The organism is Pseudonocardia sp. D17 (genome assembly GCF_036984265.1).
GTDB lineage: Bacteria > Actinomycetota > Actinomycetes > Mycobacteriales > Pseudonocardiaceae > Pseudonocardia > Pseudonocardia benzenivorans.
Genome location: NZ_BPRG01000234.1, coordinates 184,654 through 205,451 on the forward strand (window position 1 = coordinate 184,654; position 20,798 = coordinate 205,451).

16 protein-coding genes are annotated in these 20,798 nt (G+C 74.0%); 12 read left to right on the forward strand and 4 right to left on the reverse strand.

The features are described 5' to 3' along the window. The first annotated feature begins 171 nt into the window (after positions 1-171). From PSD17_RS32645 to PSD17_RS32670, 6 genes are all read left to right on the forward strand, one after another. Positions 172-945: an MBL fold metallo-hydrolase gene (locus PSD17_RS32645; RefSeq protein WP_339126103.1), complete on the forward strand. Its 774-nt coding sequence runs from the start codon at positions 172-174 to the stop codon at positions 943-945. 412 nt (positions 946-1,357) lie between these two features. Next, entirely contained in the window at positions 1,358-1,696 is a 339-nt protein-coding gene (locus tag PSD17_RS32650; RefSeq protein WP_339126104.1) for an acetamidase/formamidase family protein, read from the forward strand. Next, positions 1,600-2,190, forward strand: a complete 591-nt coding sequence (locus PSD17_RS32655) for a haloacid dehalogenase type II (protein WP_013674069.1) — start codon at positions 1,600-1,602, stop codon at positions 2,188-2,190. Before PSD17_RS32650 ends, PSD17_RS32655 begins: the two co-directional genes overlap by 97 nt. A gap of 145 nt (positions 2,191-2,335) precedes the next feature. Continuing rightward, positions 2,336-4,897: a carboxylate--amine ligase/circularly permuted type 2 ATP-grasp protein gene (locus tag PSD17_RS32660; RefSeq protein ID WP_339126105.1), complete on the forward strand. Its 2,562-nt coding sequence runs from the start codon at positions 2,336-2,338 to the stop codon at positions 4,895-4,897. 37 nt (positions 4,898-4,934) lie between these two features. After that, positions 4,935-6,716: an N-acetylglutaminylglutamine amidotransferase gene (locus tag PSD17_RS32665; RefSeq protein ID WP_339126106.1), complete on the forward strand. Its 1,782-nt coding sequence runs from the start codon at positions 4,935-4,937 to the stop codon at positions 6,714-6,716. Beyond that, positions 6,717-8,648 (forward strand): S9 family peptidase, encoded by a 1,932-nt coding sequence (locus tag PSD17_RS32670; protein ID WP_339126107.1) that lies wholly within the window; start codon positions 6,717-6,719, stop codon positions 8,646-8,648. It begins immediately after the preceding gene. 24 nt (positions 8,649-8,672) lie between these two features. Here the strand turns inward: PSD17_RS32670 and PSD17_RS32675 are convergent, their stop codons facing one another. Then, positions 8,673-10,211 carry a serine/threonine-protein kinase gene (locus PSD17_RS32675; protein WP_013674065.1) on the reverse strand — a complete coding sequence of 513 codons (1,539 nt, stop codon included), beginning with the start codon at positions 10,209-10,211 and terminating at the stop codon, positions 8,673-8,675. Positions 10,212-10,361: 150 nt separating this feature from the next. Continuing rightward, positions 10,362-11,786, reverse strand: coding sequence for an aldehyde dehydrogenase family protein (locus PSD17_RS32680; RefSeq protein WP_013674064.1), 1,425 nt, complete (start codon positions 11,784-11,786; stop codon positions 10,362-10,364). 241 nt (positions 11,787-12,027) lie between these two features. On the opposite strand from PSD17_RS32680, the gene PSD17_RS32685 reads away from it, so the two are divergent. Continuing rightward, a complete protein-coding gene (locus tag PSD17_RS32685) occupies positions 12,028-12,462 on the forward strand; it encodes a CBS domain-containing protein (RefSeq protein WP_339126108.1) in 435 nt (144 codons plus the stop codon). 95 nt (positions 12,463-12,557) lie between these two features. On the opposite strand, the gene PSD17_RS32690 is transcribed toward PSD17_RS32685, so the two are convergent. Then, entirely contained in the window at positions 12,558-13,184 is a 627-nt protein-coding gene (locus tag PSD17_RS32690; RefSeq protein ID WP_013674062.1) for a mycothiol-dependent nitroreductase Rv2466c family protein, read from the reverse strand. Between the two features lie 214 nt (positions 13,185-13,398). Between PSD17_RS32690 and PSD17_RS32695 the strand changes: the two genes are divergently transcribed. From PSD17_RS32695 to PSD17_RS32705, 3 genes are read left to right on the forward strand one after another with little or no spacing between them, the layout of a single operon-like run. Continuing rightward, on the forward strand, positions 13,399-14,694 hold the full coding sequence (locus tag PSD17_RS32695; protein WP_339126109.1) for a class I SAM-dependent methyltransferase: 1,296 nt from the start codon (positions 13,399-13,401) through the stop codon (positions 14,692-14,694). Beyond that, positions 14,694-15,359 (forward strand): PIG-L deacetylase family protein, encoded by a 666-nt coding sequence (locus PSD17_RS32700; protein ID WP_013674060.1) that lies wholly within the window; start codon positions 14,694-14,696, stop codon positions 15,357-15,359. The genes PSD17_RS32695 and PSD17_RS32700 overlap by 1 nt, the downstream gene beginning before the upstream one ends. A 21-nt stretch (positions 15,360-15,380) precedes the next feature. Beyond that, positions 15,381-16,406 (forward strand): NAD-dependent epimerase/dehydratase family protein, encoded by a 1,026-nt coding sequence (locus PSD17_RS32705; protein ID WP_103383654.1) that lies wholly within the window; start codon positions 15,381-15,383, stop codon positions 16,404-16,406. 10 nt (positions 16,407-16,416) lie between these two features. Here the strand turns inward: PSD17_RS32705 and PSD17_RS32710 are convergent, their stop codons facing one another. Next, positions 16,417-16,959, reverse strand: a complete 543-nt coding sequence (locus tag PSD17_RS32710) for a dTDP-4-dehydrorhamnose 3,5-epimerase family protein (RefSeq protein WP_013674058.1) — start codon at positions 16,957-16,959, stop codon at positions 16,417-16,419. Between PSD17_RS32710 and PSD17_RS32715 the strand changes: the two genes are divergently transcribed. Further along, positions 16,958-18,109 carry a class I SAM-dependent methyltransferase gene (locus PSD17_RS32715; protein WP_143770413.1) on the forward strand — a complete coding sequence of 384 codons (1,152 nt, stop codon included), beginning with the start codon at positions 16,958-16,960 and terminating at the stop codon, positions 18,107-18,109. The two genes, PSD17_RS32710 and PSD17_RS32715, sit on opposite strands and share 2 nt — an antisense overlap. A gap of 85 nt (positions 18,110-18,194) precedes the next feature. Then, positions 18,195-20,786 (forward strand): aminopeptidase N, encoded by a 2,592-nt coding sequence (gene pepN / locus PSD17_RS32720; RefSeq protein WP_013674056.1) that lies wholly within the window; start codon positions 18,195-18,197, stop codon positions 20,784-20,786. Positions 20,787-20,798: the final 12 nt, after the last annotated feature.

The following is a 20,798-nucleotide window of genomic DNA, read 5'->3' on the forward strand; positions in this document are numbered from 1 at the left end:
CAACCTGCGTCCATGTCCCACGTTCGGCGATCAACGGGCACCCGGCCCCGCCCTCCCGGATGATCGCCGACCTCGGGACATGAGCGCACCACCTGGCGCCCAGGTCCCGCACTCGGCGATCAACCCGCGTCGGGAGCCTGCCGCCACCCTCGCACCCGTCAGACTGCTCGCGTGGCGGACAGATGGCTCGAGGTCGGCGACGGGTTGTTCGCCCGCCGCCACGACGAGCTGGACCTCACGACGGGGCTGGTCGTCGGGGCGGAGCGGGCGCTGGTCGTCGACACCGCGGGCGACCGTGAGCAGGGCGCCCGACTGCGCGCGGCGGTCCGCACCATCACGAAGCTCCCGCTGATCATCGTGATCACCCACGCGCACTTCGACCACTGCTTCGGCACCGGCGCCTTCCCCGCGGGCCCCGTCCACGCCCATCCTCGTTGCCGCGCAACGATCGTCGCGACGGCCGACGCCCAGCGCGCCGAGTGGACCCGGCACTACCGCGACCGAGGCGACCACGCCACCGCCGACGCCCTCGCCGCGACGGATCCGCCGCTACCCGGCGGGACGGTCGACCCGGTGCTCGACGTCGACCTCGGCGGGCGCACCGTCGGGCTGCGGCACCCCGGTCGCGGTCACACCGACCATGACGTCGTCGCGGTGGCCGGGGACGTCGTGTTCGCGGGTGACCTCGTCGAGCAGGGGGCGCCGCCCGACCTCGGGGACGCCGTCGTCGCGGACTGGCCCGCCACGGTGTCCGCGCTGCTCGCCCTCGACGTGTCGACGTTCGTCCCCGGCCACGGCGACCCGATGGACCGGGCCGAGGTCACGACGCAGCGGGACGAGCTGGCCGAGGTCGCGGCCCTGCACGCTGCGGTCGCGCGCGGCGAACTGGACCTGGCGACGGCGACCGCGCGCTCTCCCTTCCCCGACGTGCCCTGGCCGGCCTGACACCCGTCGACGCCGCGACGGGGCTTCCCGGTCGCGGCCGGCGCGCACGCACGCGCGGAGACGAGTGGTGCAGGCGCACCGCGCGGCCGTGGACGTGACGCGGCGGAATCGTGACGAGCACGGCGGGTACGGGCGTGCCGGCTACCCACGGCGTTCGGTCAGCCGCTCCGAGCGGGCCACCCTGGATGATCATGCAACGGCGGCCATCGCGCTGGGCTGACCGGCCGCGCGTCCGATGGGACGACATGTCGGCAACTATTGACACGTCGGTTCCGGCTTCGTACGTTCTCGATCATCCGACGTCCGTCGAAAGGTTCGGCACCGCCCATGGCCGGCGCCACGCATCACGTCTCCGTCGACCTGACGAAGTGCCTCGCCGAGGAGCCGGGGACCGGACACAACCGCTGGCACGGTGGCGCCGTCGACCGAGCTGCGCGTGCGCCAGGCGGCCCGGGAGGCCGAGCTGCTCGGGCGCGGTGGTGCCGTCATGGCGCCGCTGGCCGACAGCGCGGTGCCGGCCGACCCGCGGATCGCCGCCGAGGGGCTGCGCACCATCCCGCCCCGCGAGACCGGCGGCAACCTCGACGTCAAACAGCTCACCGCCGGCACCACGCTGCTGATCCCGGTCGCCACCGAGGGCGCGCTGTTCTCCGTGTGGCGGCCGACGTCGCGGCGGTGTGGCGGGGTGCGCAGCTCGACTACGCCTTCCGGGTCACGATCATGGACGACTACGAGGACTTCGCCGGGCTGACCCGGCGGGCGCTCGACTTCGCCCTGCTCGACCGGGGCCTCGACCTCGATCCGCAGGTGCGGGCCGGGCTCGTGTCCGCGTACGACCGGCTGCCCACCTTCCCCGACGTGGCCGCCGGGCTCGCGGCGCTGGCGGCGGCCGGGACCGAGTGCGTACTGCTGTCCAACGGCAGCCCGACCATGCTCGCGGCCTGCCTGCGGACGGCCGGGCTGGCTCCCTGGTTCTCGCACGTCATCAGCGTCGACGACGTGCGCGTCTACAAGCCGCACCCCGCGGTGTACCGGCATGCCGCCGCCGTCACCGGGCGGCCGGTCGAGTCGATCCGGCTGGTCTCGTGCAACCCCTTCGACATCGTCGGCGCGGCGCGCGCGGGTATGCGCACCGCCTGGATCGACCGGTCCGGGCGCACCTTCGACACCCTGGGCCGCCTGCCCGACGTCGTCGTCCGGGAGCTGTCCGAGCTGGCGGAGCTGCGGACCCCGGCGGCCGGCTGACACCGGTTCCGGCCGGTGACGTCCGGCAGCGCCCGGCCGCACGGTCCGGAGCGTTCGGCCGAACGGCGGATCACGGCCCGCGCAAGCGGATGGAGGTGACGCCGCAGACAAGTGTTCGTAACAGCGGGCCCCTACGGTCGGGCAGATGGGCGACCTGCCGCAGATCGGCGTCGAGGAGGAGTTCCACGTCGTCGACCTGGAGACCAGACGTGCGGCGCCGGAGGTCGACGCGCTGCTGTCCAAGCTCGGCGGCGACGAGTTCGCGCCGGAGCTGCAGCGCTCGCTCGTCGAGACCAACACCCCGCCCTGCCGGACGCTCGACGACCTGCGCGAGCACGTCCGGCGGCTGCGCGGCACGTTGGAGAAGGTCGCCCACCCGCTGGGGCTGGGGGTCGTCGCCGCCGGGACGGTGCCGCTCGTCGAGCTCTCGGGCACCGACATCTCCGCGGGCGCGCGCTACGAGAAGATGCAGCACGAGTACCAAATGCTGGTGCGCGAGCAGCACATCTGCGGCGCGCAGGTCCACGTCGACGTGCCGGACCGCGACATGGCCGTTCAGGTGGTCCGTCGCGTCGCGCCGTACCTGCCGGTGCTGCTCGCGATCTCGGCCAGCTCGCCCTACTGGCGCGGCGAGGACACCGGCTACGCGAGCTTCCGCTCGATGGTCTGGTCGCGCTGGCCGACGGCAGGGCCGCCGGGCGCGGTGGAGACGGCCGCGGACTACGACGGGATGGTCGACGAGCTGATCGCGTCGGGGACGATCAGCGACCCCGGGATGGTGTACTTCGACATCCGGCCCAGCGCGCACCTGCCCACGGTCGAGCTGCGGGTGTGCGACGCCTGCCCCGACGTCGACGACGTCGTGCTGATCGCGGGGCTGTTCCGGGCGCTGGTGCGGCGGGCCTCGGAGGACGCGCTCGCGGGCACGCCGCTGCCGACGTCGCGCCACGAGCTGCTGCGCTCGGCCAACTGGCGCGCGGCGCGGTCGGGCCTGGAGGGCGACCTGGTCGATCTCGTCGGTCCGGCGCTGATGTCGCCCGCGCTGATGGTCGGCATGCTCGTCGACGGGCTGCGCGCGCACCTGGAGGCGGCGGGTGACTGGGAGCAGGTGCTGGAGCTGTCGCGGCAGACGCTGGCCCGGGGCAGCGCGGCGGCGCGGCAGCGGCGCGCGTTCGGCCTGCGCGGCGAGCTGACCGACGTCGTCGACGCGCTGCTGGAGACGACCCAGGGCCGTGCCCTGACCGGGATCACGACGCCGGTCGCGCCGCCCCCGCCGGAGCTGCTGGCCGGGTACCGGCCGGAGGCGTTCGACGAGGCGGTCAGCGAGGGCGGGCAGGTGCTGCCGCACTACGGGTTCATGTTCCGTGTGCTCGACCGGCTGGGCCCGCGCGGCATGACGGCGGCCGAGTCGGCGCTGCGCACCGAGCAGCATGCCCGCGGCGTCACCTTCCGCGTCGGCGACGAGCCCGACCGGCTGTTCCCGCTCGACCTCGTCCCCCGCATCATCTCCGCGGAGGACTGGGCGATGCTCTCGGCCGGTCTCGCGCAACGGGTCCGGGCGCTGGAGCTGTTCCTGCGCGACGTCTACGGCCCGCGTGAGATCGTCGACGCGGGGATCGTCCCTGCGACGGTGGTCGACGGAGCCCCGGGGCGCAGCAGGATCGGCGCAACGCTGCCGGCCGACGCCGTGCGCGTCACCGTCGCCGGTATCGACCTGGTCCGCGATCGGGCCGACCACTGGTTCGTGCTGGAGGACAACCTGCGGGTGCCGTCGGGCATCGGGTTCTCGATCATCTCCCGGCGGCTGGTGCGCAGCGTGCTGCCGGACCTGGAGCCCCCGGCGGGCGTCGTCGGGCTCGACGACGTGCCGCGTGCGCTGCGGGCCGCGTTGCTGTCCGCGGTCCCCGACCACGACGCGGCGGGCGCCGACGAGGTCGCGCTGCTGTCGGCCGGGCCGGTCGACCCGGCCTGGTTCGAGCACACGCTGCTCGCCGACCGGATGCAGGTGCCCGTCGTGACGCCGCGGGACCTGCAGGTCACCCGCGACGGCGTGTACCTGGTGGGGCCGGGCGGCCGCCGGCGGCTCGCGGCGCTCTACCGGCGTCTCGACGAGCAGGACCTGCTCGACGCGACGGGCGCCGACGAGCGGCCGATCGGGCGTGCGCTGTGCCGGGCGGCGGCCGCGGGGACCGTCCAGCTGCTCAACGCGCCCGGCAACGGCGTCGCCGACGACAAGCTCGTCTACTCCTACGTGCCGGCGATGATCGAGCACTACCTCGGCGAGGCGCCCCTGCTCGACAACGTCCCGACGTACCCGTGCGCGGATCCCGACCGGCGCGCCGAGGTGCTGGACCGGCTGCACGAGCTCGTCGTCAAGCCGGTCGACGGGTACGGCGGGCACGGCATCCTGATCGGGCCCGACGCCACCCGCGCCGAGCTGGCCGATGCGGCCGCCGCGATCCGGGCCCGTCCGGAAGGCTGGGTCGCGCAGGACCTCGTCCAGCTGTCGACGCACCCGACGTTCTCCGGCGGCGCCCTGCATCCGCGGGCCGTCGACCTGCGCGCCTTCGCGTTCCAGTCGCGTGTCGGCGACCGCACGCGCGTCGACGTCGCACCGGCCGCGCTGTCCCGGGTTGCGCCGGCGGGCAGCCTCGTCGTCAACTCGTCGCGAGGCGGCGGCGCCAAGGACACCTGGGTGCTGAAGTGACCGGTCACCGAAGTAGCGAGCGGAAGTAGGGACGCGCATGTGCGGCATCGCCGGCGAGATCCGGTTCGACGGCCTCGGTGCCGACGTCGCGGCGGTCGCACGGATCACCGAGGCGATGCACAGGCGCGGCCCCGACGGGCACGGCGTGCACGCGGCGGGCCCGGTCGCGCTGGGGCACCGCCGGCTGAAGATCATCGACCTGTCGGAGCGCGGGGCGCAGCCGATGGTCGACCCGGAGCTGGGCCTGGCCGCGGTGTTCAACGGCTGCATCTACAACTTCCGTGAGCTGCGCGCCGAACTGGAGGGGCACGGCTACCGGTTCTTCTCCGACTCCGACACCGAGACGCTGATCAAGGCGTACCACCGCTGGGGCACCGGCTGCGTCGAGCACTTCCTCGGGATGTTCGCCTTCGCCGTGCACGAGCGGGACTCGGGCACGGTCGTCCTGGGCCGCGACCGGCTGGGGATCAAGCCGCTCTACCTCGCCGAGCGGCCCGACCGGCTGCGGTTCGCGTCGTCGCTGCCCGCGCTGCTCGCGGGCGGGGAGGTCGACACCTCGATCGACCCGGTCGCGCTGCACCACTACATGACGTTCCACTCGGTCGTCCCCGCGCCGCGGACGATCCTCACGGGGGTCCGCAAGCTGCCGCCGGCCACGGTCCGCACGATCCGGGCGGACGGCACGACCACCGTCCACGAGTACTGGTCGCCGCGCCACGAGCGGCGGCCCGCCGACGCGGGGATGAGCGCGGCCGACTGGCGCGACGCGGTGCTGGAGTCGCTGCGGGTCGCGGTGCGCCGCCGGATGGTCGCCGACGTGCCGGTCGGGGTGCTGCTCTCCGGCGGGCTCGACTCGTCGCTGATCGTCGGGCTGCTCGCGCAGGAGGGCCAGACCGGTCTGAAGACGTTCAGCGTCGGCTTCCACGCGGCGGGCGGCGAGGCCGGCGACGAGTTCCGGTACTCCGACGTCGTCGCCGCCGAGTTCGGCACCGACCACCAGCGGATCCTCGTCGACCCGGCGCGCATGCTGCCGGCGGTCGACCACACCATCGCGGCGATGGCCGAGCCGATGGTCAGCCACGACTGCGTGGCGTTCCACCTGCTCTCGGAGGAGGTCGCGAAGTCCGTCACCGTGGTGCAGTCCGGGCAGGGCGCCGACGAGGTGCTCGCCGGCTACAACTGGTACCCGCCGCTGGCGGGGGTGCCGCGAGAGCGGGCCGTCACCGAGTACGCGCGGGTGTTCACCGACCGGCCGCACGCCGACCTGGCGTCGATCCTCGAACCGGAGTGGCTGCTCGACCACGACCCGAGCCGCGAGTTCGTCGCCGCGCACTTCGCCCGTGAGGGCGCGGCCGAGACCCTCGACGCCGCGTTGCGGCTGGACAGCACCGTGATGCTCGTCGACGACCCGGTGAAGCGCGTCGACAACATGACGATGGCCTGGGGCCTGGAGGCCCGGGTCCCGTTCCTCGACCACGAGTTCGTCGAGCTGGCCGCGGCCTGCCCGCCGGAGCTCAAGCTCGCCCACGGCGGCAAGGGTGTGCTCAAGGAGGCGGCCCGCGGGGTGGTCCCGGACGCGGTGATCGACAGGCCGAAGGGATACTTCCCGGTGCCGGCGATCCGCCACCTCGAGGGCCCGTTCCTGGAGCGTGTGCGCGACGCGGTCACCGACCCGGTGGCGAAGGCACGGGGTCTGGTGCGGGCAGACTGGCTGGAGCGGATGCTGGCGGACCCCAACACCGCGCGGACCAACCTCGGGTCCAACGCGTTGTGGCAGGTGGCGTTGTTGGAGATGTGGCTGCAGGAGAGGGGGTTGTAGATGGAACCGACCCTTGCCGACCGTCGTCGCGAAAGGCTGGTGGGCGAGCGGCTCGTCGCCGACGCCGGCCCGGTCGCCGACGTGGTGTCCGCGGCCTCGTTCCGGTCGCCCCGGCCGGGCCCGGACGGCCGGCTGCTGGCCTGGATCTCCGACCGCGACGGCCGCCCCCGGCTCTACGTCGGCGAGCTGGGCAGTGGACCGGCATCCGTCGTCGAACCCCGGGCCGCACTACCCACCGAGCCCGACGACCCCGACCTGCCGCACGCCGACGTCACCGGCGTCGCCTGGTCCCCGGACGGCAGCTGGCTGGCCTGCCAGCTCGCGCCGGGCGGCGGCGAGCGCACCCGCGTCCTGCTCGTCTCCCCCGACGGCCGGCGCCGCCGGGAGATCGCCCCCGCGGCCACGGCCGTCGTGCTCGGCTCGTGGTCGCCCAACGGCTCGCACCTGGGTGTCACGATCTACGGCTCCGGGCAGGGCGAGGGCCAGGCGTGCCTGGTCGACCTGCGCGACGGCACGTCGACGGTGCTGGCGTCGGGACCGGCCGCGATGGTGTGCGCGGTGTCGGGCGACGGGCACCGCGTCGTGGTGCGTCACGGCCGCCGCGGCGACCGCCACCTCGAGCTGATCGACCTGCGCACCGGCAGGCGCACCGACCTCATCCCCGGCGGCGGCGCGACGGTCGCCGACGCCCGCTTCGGCGTCAGCGGCGGGCTGCTCTACCTGCACACCGATGCCGGCCGCGAACGCGCCGCGCTGCTCGCGGTCCCGCTCGGCACCGGCGCGCCCGGCATGTCCTCACCGGTCGCCGAACGCGCGCACGACGACCTCGACCTCGTCGCGCTCGACCCGGCGGGCGCCCGCGCGGTGCTGGTCTGGAACGTCGACGGCCGCAGCGAGCCCGAGATGCTCGACCTGCGCAGCGGCCTGATCTCACCGCTGCCCGACCCGGCGGGCGACGTCGTCACCGACGCCGCGTTCACCCGCGACGGCGCCGGCCTGCTGCTCGCGAGCGAGGGACCGACCGTCGCACCGCGGCTGTCGCTGGTGCCGATCGTCGACGGGCTGCCCGGCACCGAGGCGCCCGCCGTGCTGCCCCCGGAGTCCGACGACCCCGACGACGACACCGACCCCGCGGACGTGCTCGTCTCCCCCACGCTGCACGAGTTCCTCGCCGAGGACGGCCTCACGCTGACCGGCTGGCTCTTCCGGCCGCGCGGCACGCTCGGCGCGACACCCGCCCTGATCTGGCTGCACGGCGGGCCGGAGGCGCAGGAGCGGCCGGTCTTCCAGCCGCTGTTCCAGGCGCTGGCGGCCGCGGGTGTGGCCGTGTTCGCGCCGAACGTCCGGGGCTCGGCGGGCTTCGGCCGCACGTTCTCCCGGGCCGACGACCTGCATCGCCGCTTCGCCGCCATCGCCGACGTCAGCGCCGCCGTCGACTTCCTCGCGGGATCGGGGCTCGCCGACCGCGACCGCATCGGCGTCGCGGGCCGCTCCTACGGCGGCTACCTGACCCTCGCCGCGCTGGTCCGCTACCCGGAGCTGTTCCGGGTGGGCGTCGACGTCTGCGGGATGGCCGATCTGGAGACGTTCTACGCGGGCACGGAGCCGTGGATCGCCGAGGCCGCGACGACGAAGTACGGCGACCCGCGGACCGACCGCGACCTGCTGCGCAGGCTCTCCCCACTGCACCGCATCGACCGGCTCACCGCGCCGCTGCTGGTCGTGCACGGCCGCCACGACACCAACGTCCCGATCAGCGAGCCCGAGCAGGTCGTCGCCGCGCTGCGCGAGCGCGGCGTCCCGCACGGCTACCTGCTGTTCGACGACGAGGGACACGAGGTGCACGACGTCGCCAACCGGGCGGCGTTCGTCCGCGAGGTCGTCAGCTGGGTGGCGGGCCACCTGAACGAGGTCGGCTCCCGCACCGCCTGAGCTGAGGCCGATCGGCGGCCGGGGTCAGCCGCCCTGGGTGAAGGACTGGATCACGCGGTTGCCGTCGGTGCCGCTGATGTCGAAGCGGTACGGCTCGCGCGTCTGGGTCCCGTCCTTGCGGGTGAAGACGATCGTCGCGGTGATGGTGTCGGCGTCGACCACGCGCAGCGTCTCGGCCCACACCGCGGTGAGCCCGCCGTAGAAGTCCTTGTACGCCTGGTAGCCGCCCGCCTGCTGCTGCGCCTGCGGGCTCAGCAGGGCCCACGCCTGGTCGACGTTGCCGGGCAGCAGGCCGTAGTAGCTCTGGACGAACTGGATGGCCGGCATCCCCGAGCCGGAGGCCGACGTGGGCGCCGCGGTGGTGGTCGACGGCGCGGTCGTGGGCGTCGGGCTCGGCGTGGGCGAGGCGGTCGCGGAGGCGCCGGCCGGCGGTCCCGTCGGTTCCTTCGTGCCCGACGACCGGACCAGCCCGATGATCACACCCGCACCCACGACGAGCACCACGAGCACCGCGGCCACGACGGCGACGAGCCTGCGCTGCCCGGGCGCCGCGGCCGCGGTCGGGGCCACCGGCGGCGCCGCGGCCGGCGGCGGGGCCGAGGCGAGGGTGGGCGTCGCAGGGGTGGCGACCGGCCGGGCGGGCTGCTCGACGGGGGGCGCGGCCGGGCCGAGGGCGAACGCCGAGCCCGCGGGCAGACCGGTCGGGGTGCGCCCGGCGGCGACGGCCTCCAACGCGGCGCGGGCCTGGCTCGCCGTCGGCCGGTTCGCGGGCTCGGGGGCCAGCAGCGTCGCGAGCAGCGGCGTCAGGGCCCCGGCGGCGACGGGCGGGCGGACCGTGCCGGTGGCCACCTTGTGCAGCAGCGCGTAGGCGTTGTCGTCCAGCCCGAACGGCGGCTCCCCCTCGACGGCCGCGTAGAGCGTCGCCCCGAGGGCGAACACGTCCGACGCCGGCGTCGGCTGCCCGCCCCGGGCCACCTCGGGCGCGAGGAACGCCGGGGTGCCCGCGATCATGCCGGTGCGGGTGAGCTGCACGTCGTCGACGGCGCGGGAGACGCCGAAGTCGGTGATCTTGGCCGTGCCGTCCTCGGCGATGAGCACGTTGCCGGGTTTGACGTCGCGGTGCACGACGCCGGCCGCATGGGCGGCGGTGAGCCCGTCGGCCACCTGCTCGCCGACCGCGGCGGCCTCGCGGGCGCCCATCGGCCCCTTCTCGGCCAGTACCGCGGCGAGCGACCGCGACGGCAGGTACTCCATGACCAGCCAGGGTCGGTCGTCGTGGACCACGACGTCGAACATGCTGATGACGTGCGCGTGCTGCAGCCGGGCCCCGATCCGGCCTTCGCGCAGGATCCGCTGCCGCGACTCCTCGAGCGTGTCCTCCTCGCCCGGCGACGCGGCGACGAGCAGCTCCTTGAGGGCGACGGTCCGGTTGAGCAGCTCGTCGGTCCCACGCCACACCGCGCCCATGGCCCCGGCGGCGATCCGCTCGTCGAGCCGGTACCGGCCCCCGATCCGCCGGACCGTGGGGTTCTCGGGGCGGACGTCGGACTCGGGCGGGGTCATCGAACTCCAGCGTGGAGGGTCGCGTTCGGGGTGTCCGCGATCCTATCGAGCGACCCCCGACGAGCCGGGCGGGGCCGGACCCCGCCCGGTTCGCGACGGTTCGTCACGCTCGCCGCCCGGAAATCGCCCGATCAGGCCGTCGCCGACCGGTCAGCGTTGGATGGCCTTGGTCTCGAGGAACTCCTCGAGCCCGTAGCGACCCAGCTCGCGGCCGTTGCCGGACTGCTTGTAGCCGCCGAACGGCGCCATGATGTTGAACGCACCGCCGTTGACCTCGACCTGGCCGGTGCGCAGCCGGCGCGCGACGGCCAGCGCGTGGTCGTCCTCGCCGAACACCGCACCCGAGAGCCCGTAGACCGACGAATTGGCGATCGCGACCGCCTCGTCCTCGTCGCGGTACGGGATCACCGACAGCACGGGCCCGAAGATCTCCTCCTGGGCGATGACGGCGTCGGGCGCGACGTCGGCGAAGACCGTCGGCCGGACGTAGGCGCCCGACTCCAGGCCCTCGACCGGGCCGGGGCCGCCGAACACGACGCGCGCGCCGTCGGCGACGCCGCGCTCGATGTAGCCGTGCACCCGCTGCCGCTGCGTCTGCGACGACATCGGGCCGATCCGGGTGGCCTCGTCGGTCGGGTCGCCGACGGTGTAGCGCGCGGCCGCGGCCTCGACCATCTCCAGGATCTCGTCCTGCCGGTCGGCGGGGACCAGCATGCGGGTCCAGGCCGTGCACGTCTGGCCGCCGTTGATCCAGGCGTTGCCGATGCCGAGCTTCACCGCCTTGCCCAGGTCGGCGTCGGGCAGGATGACGTTGGCGGACTTGCCGCCCAGCTCCAGCGCCACGCGCTTGACGGTCTCGGCGGCGACGACCGACACCCGCTTGCCCGCACGGGTGGAGCCGGTGAAGGAGATCATGTCGACGTCGGGGTGCCCCGCGATCGCCTCGCCGACGACCGGGCCGGTGCCGTGCACGATGTTGAACGCGCCCGCCGGCAGCCCGGCCTCGGCCGCGACCTCGGCGAGCAGCTGCGCGGTCAGCGGCGCGATCTCGGTCGGCTTCAGCACGACGGTGTTGCCCGCGAGCAGCGCGGGCGCGACCTTCGCGACGATCTGGTGCAGCGGGTAGTTCCACGGCGTGATCGCCCCGACCACCCCGATCGGCTCCTTGACGACGAGGGAGTTGCCGATCTCCTCGGTCCACGGGAAGTCGGCCGCGATCTTCGCGAACCCGCGCGACGAGGCGACCGGCATCGTCGCCTGCACCTTGCGGGAGAACGTGACCGGGGAGCCCATCTCCGCGGTGATCGAGGTGGCGACGTCCTCCGCGCGGGCCTTGAGGCCGTCGGAGATGCGCTGGACGACGGCGGCGCGCTCGGCGACGTCGACGTCGGCCCACTCCCGCTGCACCGCCCGCGCGGCGCGCACCGCGCGGTCGACGTCCTCCGCGGTGCCCGCGGGAACCGTGCCGACGACCTCGCCCGTCGCGGGGTTGACGACGTCGATCGTCTCGCCCGTGGCGGCGACCGTCTCTCCTGCGATCCAGTGTCCGGTTGTGTTCAGCGTCGGTGCTGCCATTCCCCGATCCTCACACGGTTCGCGGGGTCCCCGCCGTCCCGAGGCCGGGCTCCGCCCGCCCGGGCGGCACGAGATCCGTCACATCCACGCCACTCGCAAGCGGGGATCGGCGCGCATCCCCCGGACGGTGGAGGCGACGTGCCCCTGAGTTCACCCGCGTCGGTGAGGCGGCTCACCCCGGACCGGCGCACGCTGATCGCAGGCCCCCTGGCCGGGGCCTCGCCACCGCGAGGAGGAACTCATGAACATCGCAGACGTCCTCGACACCAAGGGGCGGACCGTGCACAGCGTCGTGCCCTGGGCGACCGTGGCAGAGGCGGTCGAACGCCTCGAGAAGTACCGGATCGGTGCGCTGCTGGTCAGCGACGGCGAGAACCGGATCACGGGGATCGTGTCCGAGCGCGACGTGATCCGCGAGCTGGCCCGGCGCGGCAACCGGCTGCTGTCGTGCAACGTCGAGGACATCATGACGCGCAACGTCGCGACGGTGTCGTCCACCGAGTCCCTCACCTACGCGATGGCGCAGATGACCCGCGGGCGCTACCGGCACCTGCCGGTCGTCGACGGCGGGCGGCTGGTCGGGATGGTGAGCATCGGCGACCTGGTGAACCACCGGGTGCGCGAGATGGAGCTGCAGACGGGCGTCCTGCGCGACGCCTACATCGCGACCCGCTGACACCACGGCGAACGACCCCGGCAGACCGACGGCCCGCCACGAGCAACGTGGCGGGCCGTCGACGCGTCGCGGTCGGGCCGGGTGACCGGACTCGCTCAGTAGTCGAAGTTCGGGCTCTCGGTGCGGGTCCGCTTCAGCTCGAAGAAGTACGGGTACTCGGCCAGCATCCGGGCACCGTCGAAGATCTTCCCGGCCTCCTCGCCCTTGGGCACGCGCGAGATCACGGGACCGAAGTAGGCGATGCCGTCGACGTGGATGGTCGGGGTGCCGACGTCCATGCCCACCGGGTCCATGCCGCGGTGGTGGCTGGCGCGCAGCTCCTCGTCGTACTCGGTGCTGGTGGCGGCCTCGGCCAGCGACTCCGGCAGACCCAGCTCGGCGAGCGACTCCTTCACGACGAGCTCGAGGTCCTTGATCCCCTGGTTGTGGATCCGCTCGCCCATCGCGGTGTAGAGCGGGCGCAGGATCTCCTGGCCGTGCTCGCGCGCCGCGGCGATGCACACCCGCACCGGACCGAAACCCGGGCCGAGCATGGCCTTGTAGGCCTCCGGGAGGTCCTCGCGGTTCTCGTTGAGGACCGACAGGCTCATGACGTGGAACGACAGGTCGATGTCGCGGACCTTCTCGACCTCGAGGATCCACCGTGACGTCAGCCAGGCCCACGGACAGCGGGGGTCGAACCAGACCTCGACGCGCGTCCGTGTGGACTCGGTGCTGCTCACAGGCACTCCGATCGGTTCGCGGCCGGCTCCTCTGCTGCGCCGGCTCCTCCATCAGCGCGAACAGGTGCGGAAGCTAACTTGTTCCCGCCGCGGCCGGGGCGTGCGCCGCGACACGACCGCCGGCCCACGGGGGTGCCGGGCCGGACCCTCACGAAACGTAATCGGCGGCCGATCCGAGACCAGTGGCGAGACGATCCGCCGACCGGAGGAACAGATGACGTCGTCGACCACCGAGCGTCCCGCCGCCGCGCAGGCGCCCGACGTCACGCTCAGCTGCCGCCTGTGCGGCTCGACCGACCTGCGCAGCTTCGTCGACCTCGGCGCGACGCCGCCGTGCGAGCTGTTCCTCACCGCCGACGCGCTCGAGCGCGCCGAGGCCACGTTCCCGTTGCACCCCAGGGTGTGCGGGTCCTGCCTGCTCGTGCAGCTGCCGCCGCTGATCGACCCCGGCGAGACCTTCACCGAGTACGCCTACTTCTCCTCCTTCTCCTCCTCGTGGGTCGAGCACGCCCGCCGGTTCGTCGACGCGGCGGTCGAGCGCGCGGGCCTCACGACCGACTCGCTGGTCGTCGAGGCCGCCAGCAACGACGGCTACCTGCTGCAGCACGTCGTCGCGCGCGGCATCCGGGCGCTCGGCGTCGAGCCCAGCGTCAACGTCGGCGAGGCGGCGCGGGCGAAGGGCGTCCCGACACTGACGGCGTTCCTGTCCCCCGACACCGGCGCGACGGTGCGCGCCACGCACGGGCCGGCGGCGCTCGTCGTCGCCAACAACGTGTTCGCGCACATCCCCGACGTCGTCGGGTTCGCGCAGGGACTGCGCGCCATGGTCGCCGACGACGGCTGGGTCTCGATCGAGGTGCAGCACCTGCTGACGCTGGTGCGGCTGCGCCAGTTCGACACGATCTACCACGAGCACTTCCAGTACTACACGGTCGCGACGGCGCAGCGGGCCCTGGCGGCAGGCGGCCTGGACCTGGTCGACGTCGAGCTCGTCCCGACCCACGGCGGCTCGATCCGGCTGTGGGCGCGGCCGCGCGAGCTCGGCGCGGCCCCGGGCCCGGCCGTCGCCGCCGTGCTCGCCGAGGAGGCCGCCGCCGGGCTGGACACCGTCGAGGGGCACGCAGGCTTCGCCCGCGACGTCTCCCGGATCCGCAACGACCTGATGCGCTTCCTGATCGACGCCGCCGACGCGGGCCGGACCGTCGTCGGCTACGGCGCGCCGGGCAAGGGCAACACCCTGCTCAACTACTGCGGCATCCGGCCCGACCTGCTCGCCTACACCGTCGACCGCAACCCGTACAAGCACGGCCGGTTCACCCCTGGCACCCGGATCCCGATCCACGCCCCCGAGCGCATCGAGGCCGACCGTCCCGACTACGTGCTCGTCCTGCCGTGGAACCTGCGCGAGGAGATCACCGCGCAGTTGGCGCCGGTCGTCGGCCGGTGGGGCGGGAAACTCGTGTTCCCGATCCCCGCGCTGGAGGTCGTCGACCCCGTGGGGCGCACCTGATGCGGGGGCTGCGCCCCGAGGCGCTCGACGAGCTCGTCCTGCTCGGCGCGCACTGCGACGACATCGCGATCGGGGCGGGCGGGACCGTGCTGACGCTGTGCCGGGCGCGGCCGGGCCTGCGGGTGCGCGCGCTCGTGCTCTCCGGTGCCGACACCGCGCGCGAGGACGAGGAACGGGCCGCGCTGGCCGCGTTCTGCCCGGGCGCCGACCTCACCGTCACGATCCTCGACGTCCCCGACGGGCGGCTGCCCGCCCACTGGGACCGCGCCAAGGAGGCGCTCGAGCAGTTCCGCCGCACCTGCGAGCCCGATCTGGTGCTGTGCACCACACGTCACGACGACCACCAGGACCACCGCGGCCTGGCCCGGCTCGCGCCGACGGTGTTCCGCGACCACCTGATCCTGGGCTACGAGATCCTCAAGGCCGAGCCCGACCTCGCCCAGCCCGCCGTCCTGTGGCCGGTCGAGGCCGACGTCGTCGACGAGAAGGTGCGGCTGCTGCACGAGCACTACCCGTCGCAGAAGGCCCGGCACTGGTTCGACGAGGAGACCTTCCGCGGCCTCGCCCGGGTCCGCGGAGTGCAGTGCGGACGGCGCTACGCCGAGGGCTTCCATCCCACCCGCATGATCGTCAGTGATGTCGCCGCCGCCCCGGGCGTCGGCTGACCGTCAGAAGGGAACTGCGCGATGCGCGTCCTGCTCACCGGCCACCAGGGTTACCTCGGCACGCTCATGGCCCCGATCCTCACCGACGCCGGGCACGACGTGGTCGGGCTCGACTCGGGCCTGTACGCGACCTCCGTGCTGGGGCCGGCGCCTGCCGACCCGCCGGGGATCGCCGTGGACCTGCGCGACGTCGGGAGGGACGCCCTGACCGGCTTCGACGCCGTCGTGCACCTCGCCGCGCTGTCCAACGACCCGCTCGGCTCGCTCGCGCCGCAGCACACCTACGACATCAACCACCACGCCTCGACGCGGCTGGCCCGGCTCGCCAAGGACGCCGGCGTCGGACGCTTCGTCTACGCCTCCACCTGCTCGGTGTACGGCGCCTCGGGCACCGACGACATCCTCGACGAGAACGCGCCCATGCGGCCCGTCACGCCGTACGCGGAGTCGAAGGTCCGGGTGGAGGGCGACCTCGTCGACCTCGCCGACGACGACTTCGTCCCCGTCTCGCTGCGCAACGCCACCGCGTTCGGGTTCTCCCCGCGGCTGCGCGCCGACATCGTGCTCAACAACCTCGTCGGGCACGCGATCCTGTCCGGGACGATCAAGGTGCTCAGCGACGGGACCCCGTGGCGGCCGCTGGTGCACGCCCGCGACATCGCCGCGGCGGTCGTCGCCGCGCTCGCGGCACCGGCCGACGTCGTGCGCGGCGAGGCGTTCAACGTCGGCTCGACGGAGAACAACGTGCAGGTCAGCGACATCGCGGCCGAGGTGAAGAAGGTCGTGCCCGAGGCGGAGCTGCTGGTCACCGGCGAGACCGGCGGCGACCCCCGCTCCTACCGCGTCGACTTCACCAAGATCGGCAAGGTGCTGCCCGACTTCCACGCGAGCTGGAGCGTCGCCGACGGGGCGGCCGAGCTCGCCGCGGCCTACCGGGCGCACGGCCTGACGCAGGAGGCGTTCGACCGGCGGTTCACCCGGCTCGCGGTGCTGGCCGACCGGCAGGCCGCCGGCACGCTCGACGCGACGTTGCGCCCGGTGGGCTGAGCGGCCCGGCTCAGCCCGTCGCGACCAGCTCGGCCCAGCTGCCCGCGGCCCGGTCCCGGTCGGAGATCGGGCCGAGCGGCAGCGGCCACGCGATGGCGAGGTCGGGGTCGTCGTGGGCGACCCCGACGTCCTCGGACGGGTCGTGCGGGCGGTCGATCCGGTAGCAGACGTCCGCGACGTCGGTCAGCGCCTGGAAGCCGTGGAGCAGGCCCGGCGGCACGTAGAGGTGGTGGAAGTCCTCGTCGTCGAGCCGGAAGGCCGCGACGACCCCGAACGTCGGTGACGACGGCCGGGCGTCGACCAGGACGTCGTGCACCGCGCCGTGCGCGGCCCGCACCAGCTTGGCCTCCCCGCGGCCGCGGCGCCCGTGCATGCCACGGACCGTCCCGCGCCACGACCGGGACTGGCTGTCCTGCGCCCGGGGACCCAGGTCGACCCCGTGCTCGGCGGCGATCGCGGTGTCGAACGTGCGGGTGAACAACCCGCGACCGTCGCGGAACGGCGTCGGCACGAAGAGCAGGACACCGTCGATGTCGGTCGTGCGAACCTCCATGACGGACACTCTGGCAGGTAACGCGCCGCCCGCCGAGGCCGAGTGGGATCCGGTGACGACCATCTGCCGTTGGTGCGGCACCGGCGCCGGAGAGCTCGTCCTCGACCTGGGCCGCCGGCCGACGTCCGAGTTCTTCCCCCGGCTCGACGACCCCGGCCCCGACCCGCTGTTCCCGCTGCGGCTGTGGCTGTGCGGCCACTGCGGGCTGGCCCAGCTCGCCGACGACGACGAGGTGCCCGAACAGCCCGTGGGGATCGAGCCGCAGGCCCTGACCGACCAGCGTCGCGACGCCGTCGCCGCGGTCCGCGAGGCCGGCCTGCTGGCCGGCCGGACGACGGTCGCCGAGGGGCCCACCCCGCACGGCGGGTCGTGGTTGCCCGACCTCGCCGGGCTCGGGATCACGCCCGCGGGCGCGCACGGCCGCGCCGACGTGGTCGTCGACGCGTCCTTCGGGCTCATGCACGCCCGCGACCAGGCAGCGGCCCTCGACGGGCTGCTCGCCCGGCTCGCCGACGACGGCCTGCTGCTGTTCGGCTTCCACAGCCTCGCCGCCATCGTCACCCACGGGCAGTGGAACGCCGTGCGGCACGGGCACTTCGCCTACTACTCGACGCCGACGGCCGTCGCCATGCTCGCCGACCGCGGGCTCACCGCGACCGACGCCTGGACGTTCCCGCTCTACGGCGGCACGGTCCTGCTGGCCGCCCGCCGCGGGGGGACGCCCGGCGCGTCGGTCACCGCGCTGGTCGAGTCCGAGCTGGCGGCGGGAGTCCACGACCCCGGGCGTGTCGCGGGGCTGCAGAAGGCCGTCGAGACGTCGACGGAGGCGCTGCGCCGCACGGTCGACGACGCGCGCGCCCGCGGCGAGCGGGTGCTCGGCTACAGCGCGGCGTCGCGGGCGGTGTCGCTGCTGCACCTGGCCGGGCTGGGCCCCGGCACCGTCGACGCCGTCGCCGACGCCTCGCCCGCCAAGCAGGGCTGCCGGATGCCCGGGACCGGCATCCCCGTCGTCACGCCGGACGACCTCGCCGCGGCGCGGCCGGACGTCGTGCTGCTGTTCGTCCCCGACCTGCTCGCCGAGGTGCGCCGCGCCCTCCCGGCGGTCGAGGCGGGCGGCGGGCGCTGGGTCGTGGCCGAGCAGCTCGGGTAGGACCCGAACGCGCACGACGCCGCGCGGGCTTCCGTGGTTGGATCGCAACCGTCCCGACCGCCCCCCGGAGGAGTCCCGAGAGCGCATGGCCCCGCCCAACCTCACCCGCGCCGACGCCGAGCTCCGCGCGTCGCGGATCGCGGTCGAGTCCTACGTCGTCGACCTCGACCTGACCGACGGCGCGGGCGCCCCGGGCGAGACGACGTTCGCCACGACCGCCACCGTCCGGTTCCGCGGCCTGCAGCCCGGCACCGACAGCTGGATCGACTTCGTCGGCGACTCGGTCACCTCGGCGACCCTCAACGGCACCCCGCTCGACGTGTCGGGCTACCGCGAGGACGACGGCATCGCCCTGCCCAGCCTGGCCGCGGACAACGAGCTCACCGTCGTCGCGACGGGCCGGTACATGAACACCGGCGAGGGCCTGCACCGCTTCGTCGACCCGGTCGACGACGCCGTCTACCTCTACTCCCAGTTCGAGACGGCCGACGCCAAGCGGCTGTTCGCCTGCTTCGACCAGCCCGACCTCAAGGCGCGCTACACGGTCACGGTGACGGCGCCGGAGAGCTGGAAGGTCGTCTCCAACGCGGCGGTCGAGCGGTCCGAGCCCGGCCCGGGCGGCTCGGTCGTGCACCACTTCGCCACGAGCGAGGTCATGTCGACCTATCTGGTGGCGCTCATCGCCGGGCCGTACCGGGAGTGGACCGACGTCCACTCCGACGGCGACGGCCCCGACATCCCGCTGGGCCTGTACTGCCGGGCGTCGCTGGGCGAGCACATGGACGCCGAGCGGATCTTCACCGAGACGAAGCAGGGCTTCGACTTCTACCACCGCAACTTCGGCGTGCGGTACCCGTTCGGCAAGTACGACCAGCTGTTCGTGCCCGAGTTCAACGCGGGCGCGATGGAGAACGCGGGCGCGGTCACCTTCCTGGAGGACTACGTCTTCCGGTCGCGGGTCACGCGGTTCCTCTACGAGCGGCGCGCCGAGACGATCCTGCACGAGATGGCGCACATGTGGTTCGGCGACCTCGTGACCATGCGCTGGTGGGACGACCTGTGGCTCAACGAGTCGTTCGCGACCTGGGCGTCGGTGATCTGCCAGGCGGAGGCCACCGAGTACACCAACGCCTGGACGACGTTCGCCAACGTGGAGAAGTCCTGGGCCTACCGGCAGGACCAGCTGCCCTCGACCCACCCCGTCGCCGCCGACATCCCGGACCTGCAGGCCGTCGAGGTCAACTTCGACGGCATCACCTACGCCAAGGGCGCGTCGGTGCTCAAGCAGCTGGTCGCCTACGTCGGGCTCGACGCGTTCCTCACCGGGCTGCGCAGCTACTTCCAGGCGCACGCGTGGGGCAACGCGACGTTCGACGACCTGCTCGGCGCGCTGGAGAAGGCCTCGGGCCGCGACCTGTCCGACTGGGGCGCGCAGTGGCTGCGCACCACCGGGCTCAACATGCTGCGCCCGTCGTTCGACGTCGACGAGCAGGGCCGCATCGTCCGGTTCGACGTCGTGCAGGGCGGCGCCCGCCCCGGCGCGGGCGAGACCCGCACGCACCGCATCGCCGTCGGCATCTACGACGACGAGCCGCAGGCCGACGACGCCAAGGGCAGCCCGCGGCTGGTGCGCACGCACCGCGTCGAGGTCGACGTCACCGGCGAGCGGACCGCGGTCCCCGAGCTGGTCGGCGTCCCGCGCGGCAAGCTCGTGCTGGTCAACGACGACGACCTCACCTACTGCGCGCTGCGGCTCGACCCGGACTCGCTGACGGTGCTCGTCGACCGCATCGGCGACATCGCCGAACCGCTGCCGCGCACGCTGTGCTGGTCGGCCGCGTGGGAGATGACGCGCGAGGCCGAGCTCAAGGCGCGCGACTTCGTCTCGCTCGTCGCGGGCGGGTTCGGCTCGGAGTCCGAGATCGGCGTCGTGCAGCGGCTGCTGCTGCAGGCGCAGACGTCGGTCGCGTCCTACGCCGACGAAGGGTGGGCGGCCGAGCGCGGCTGGCCCCTGCTGGTCGACGCGCTGCGGTTCCGCCTCGACACCGCCCCGCCCGGCTCGGACACCCAGCTGACCGTGGTCAACGCGCTCGCCGCGAGCGTCCTCGACGACGCGACGCTCGAGCGCATGCGCGGCTGGCTGCTCGACGTCGACGTGCCCGAGGGACTCACCGTCGACACCGACATGCGCTGGCGGCTGCTGCACGCCCTCGCCGCGCACGGCAGGGCGAGCGCCGCGGAGATCGACGCCGAGCTCGAACGCGACCCGACGTCGACCGGGCAGCGCCAGGCCGAGCGCGCCCGTGCCCTCGTCCCCACGGCCGAGGCGAAGGCCCGGGCCTGGGAGCGCGCGGTGCACGACGACGAGCTGCCCAACGCCGTCAACGAGGCGATCATCAGCGGCTTCAGCCACCCCGGCCAGCGGTCGCTGCTCGCGCCCTACGTCGAGCGGTACTTCGCCGAGGTCGCCGACGTGTGGGAGCGGCGGACGTCGGAGCGGGCCCAGTCGGTGGTGCTGGGGCTGTTCCCGTCGTGGGCCGTCTCGAAGTCGACGGTCGACGCCGCCGACGCCTGGCTGGCCGACGAGTCGCACCCGCCGGCGCTGCGCCGGCTGGTGTCCGAGGGCCGGGCCGGCATCGTGCGGGCGCTGGCCGCCCGCGAGTTCGACCGGTCGTGACAGGTCCCGGGC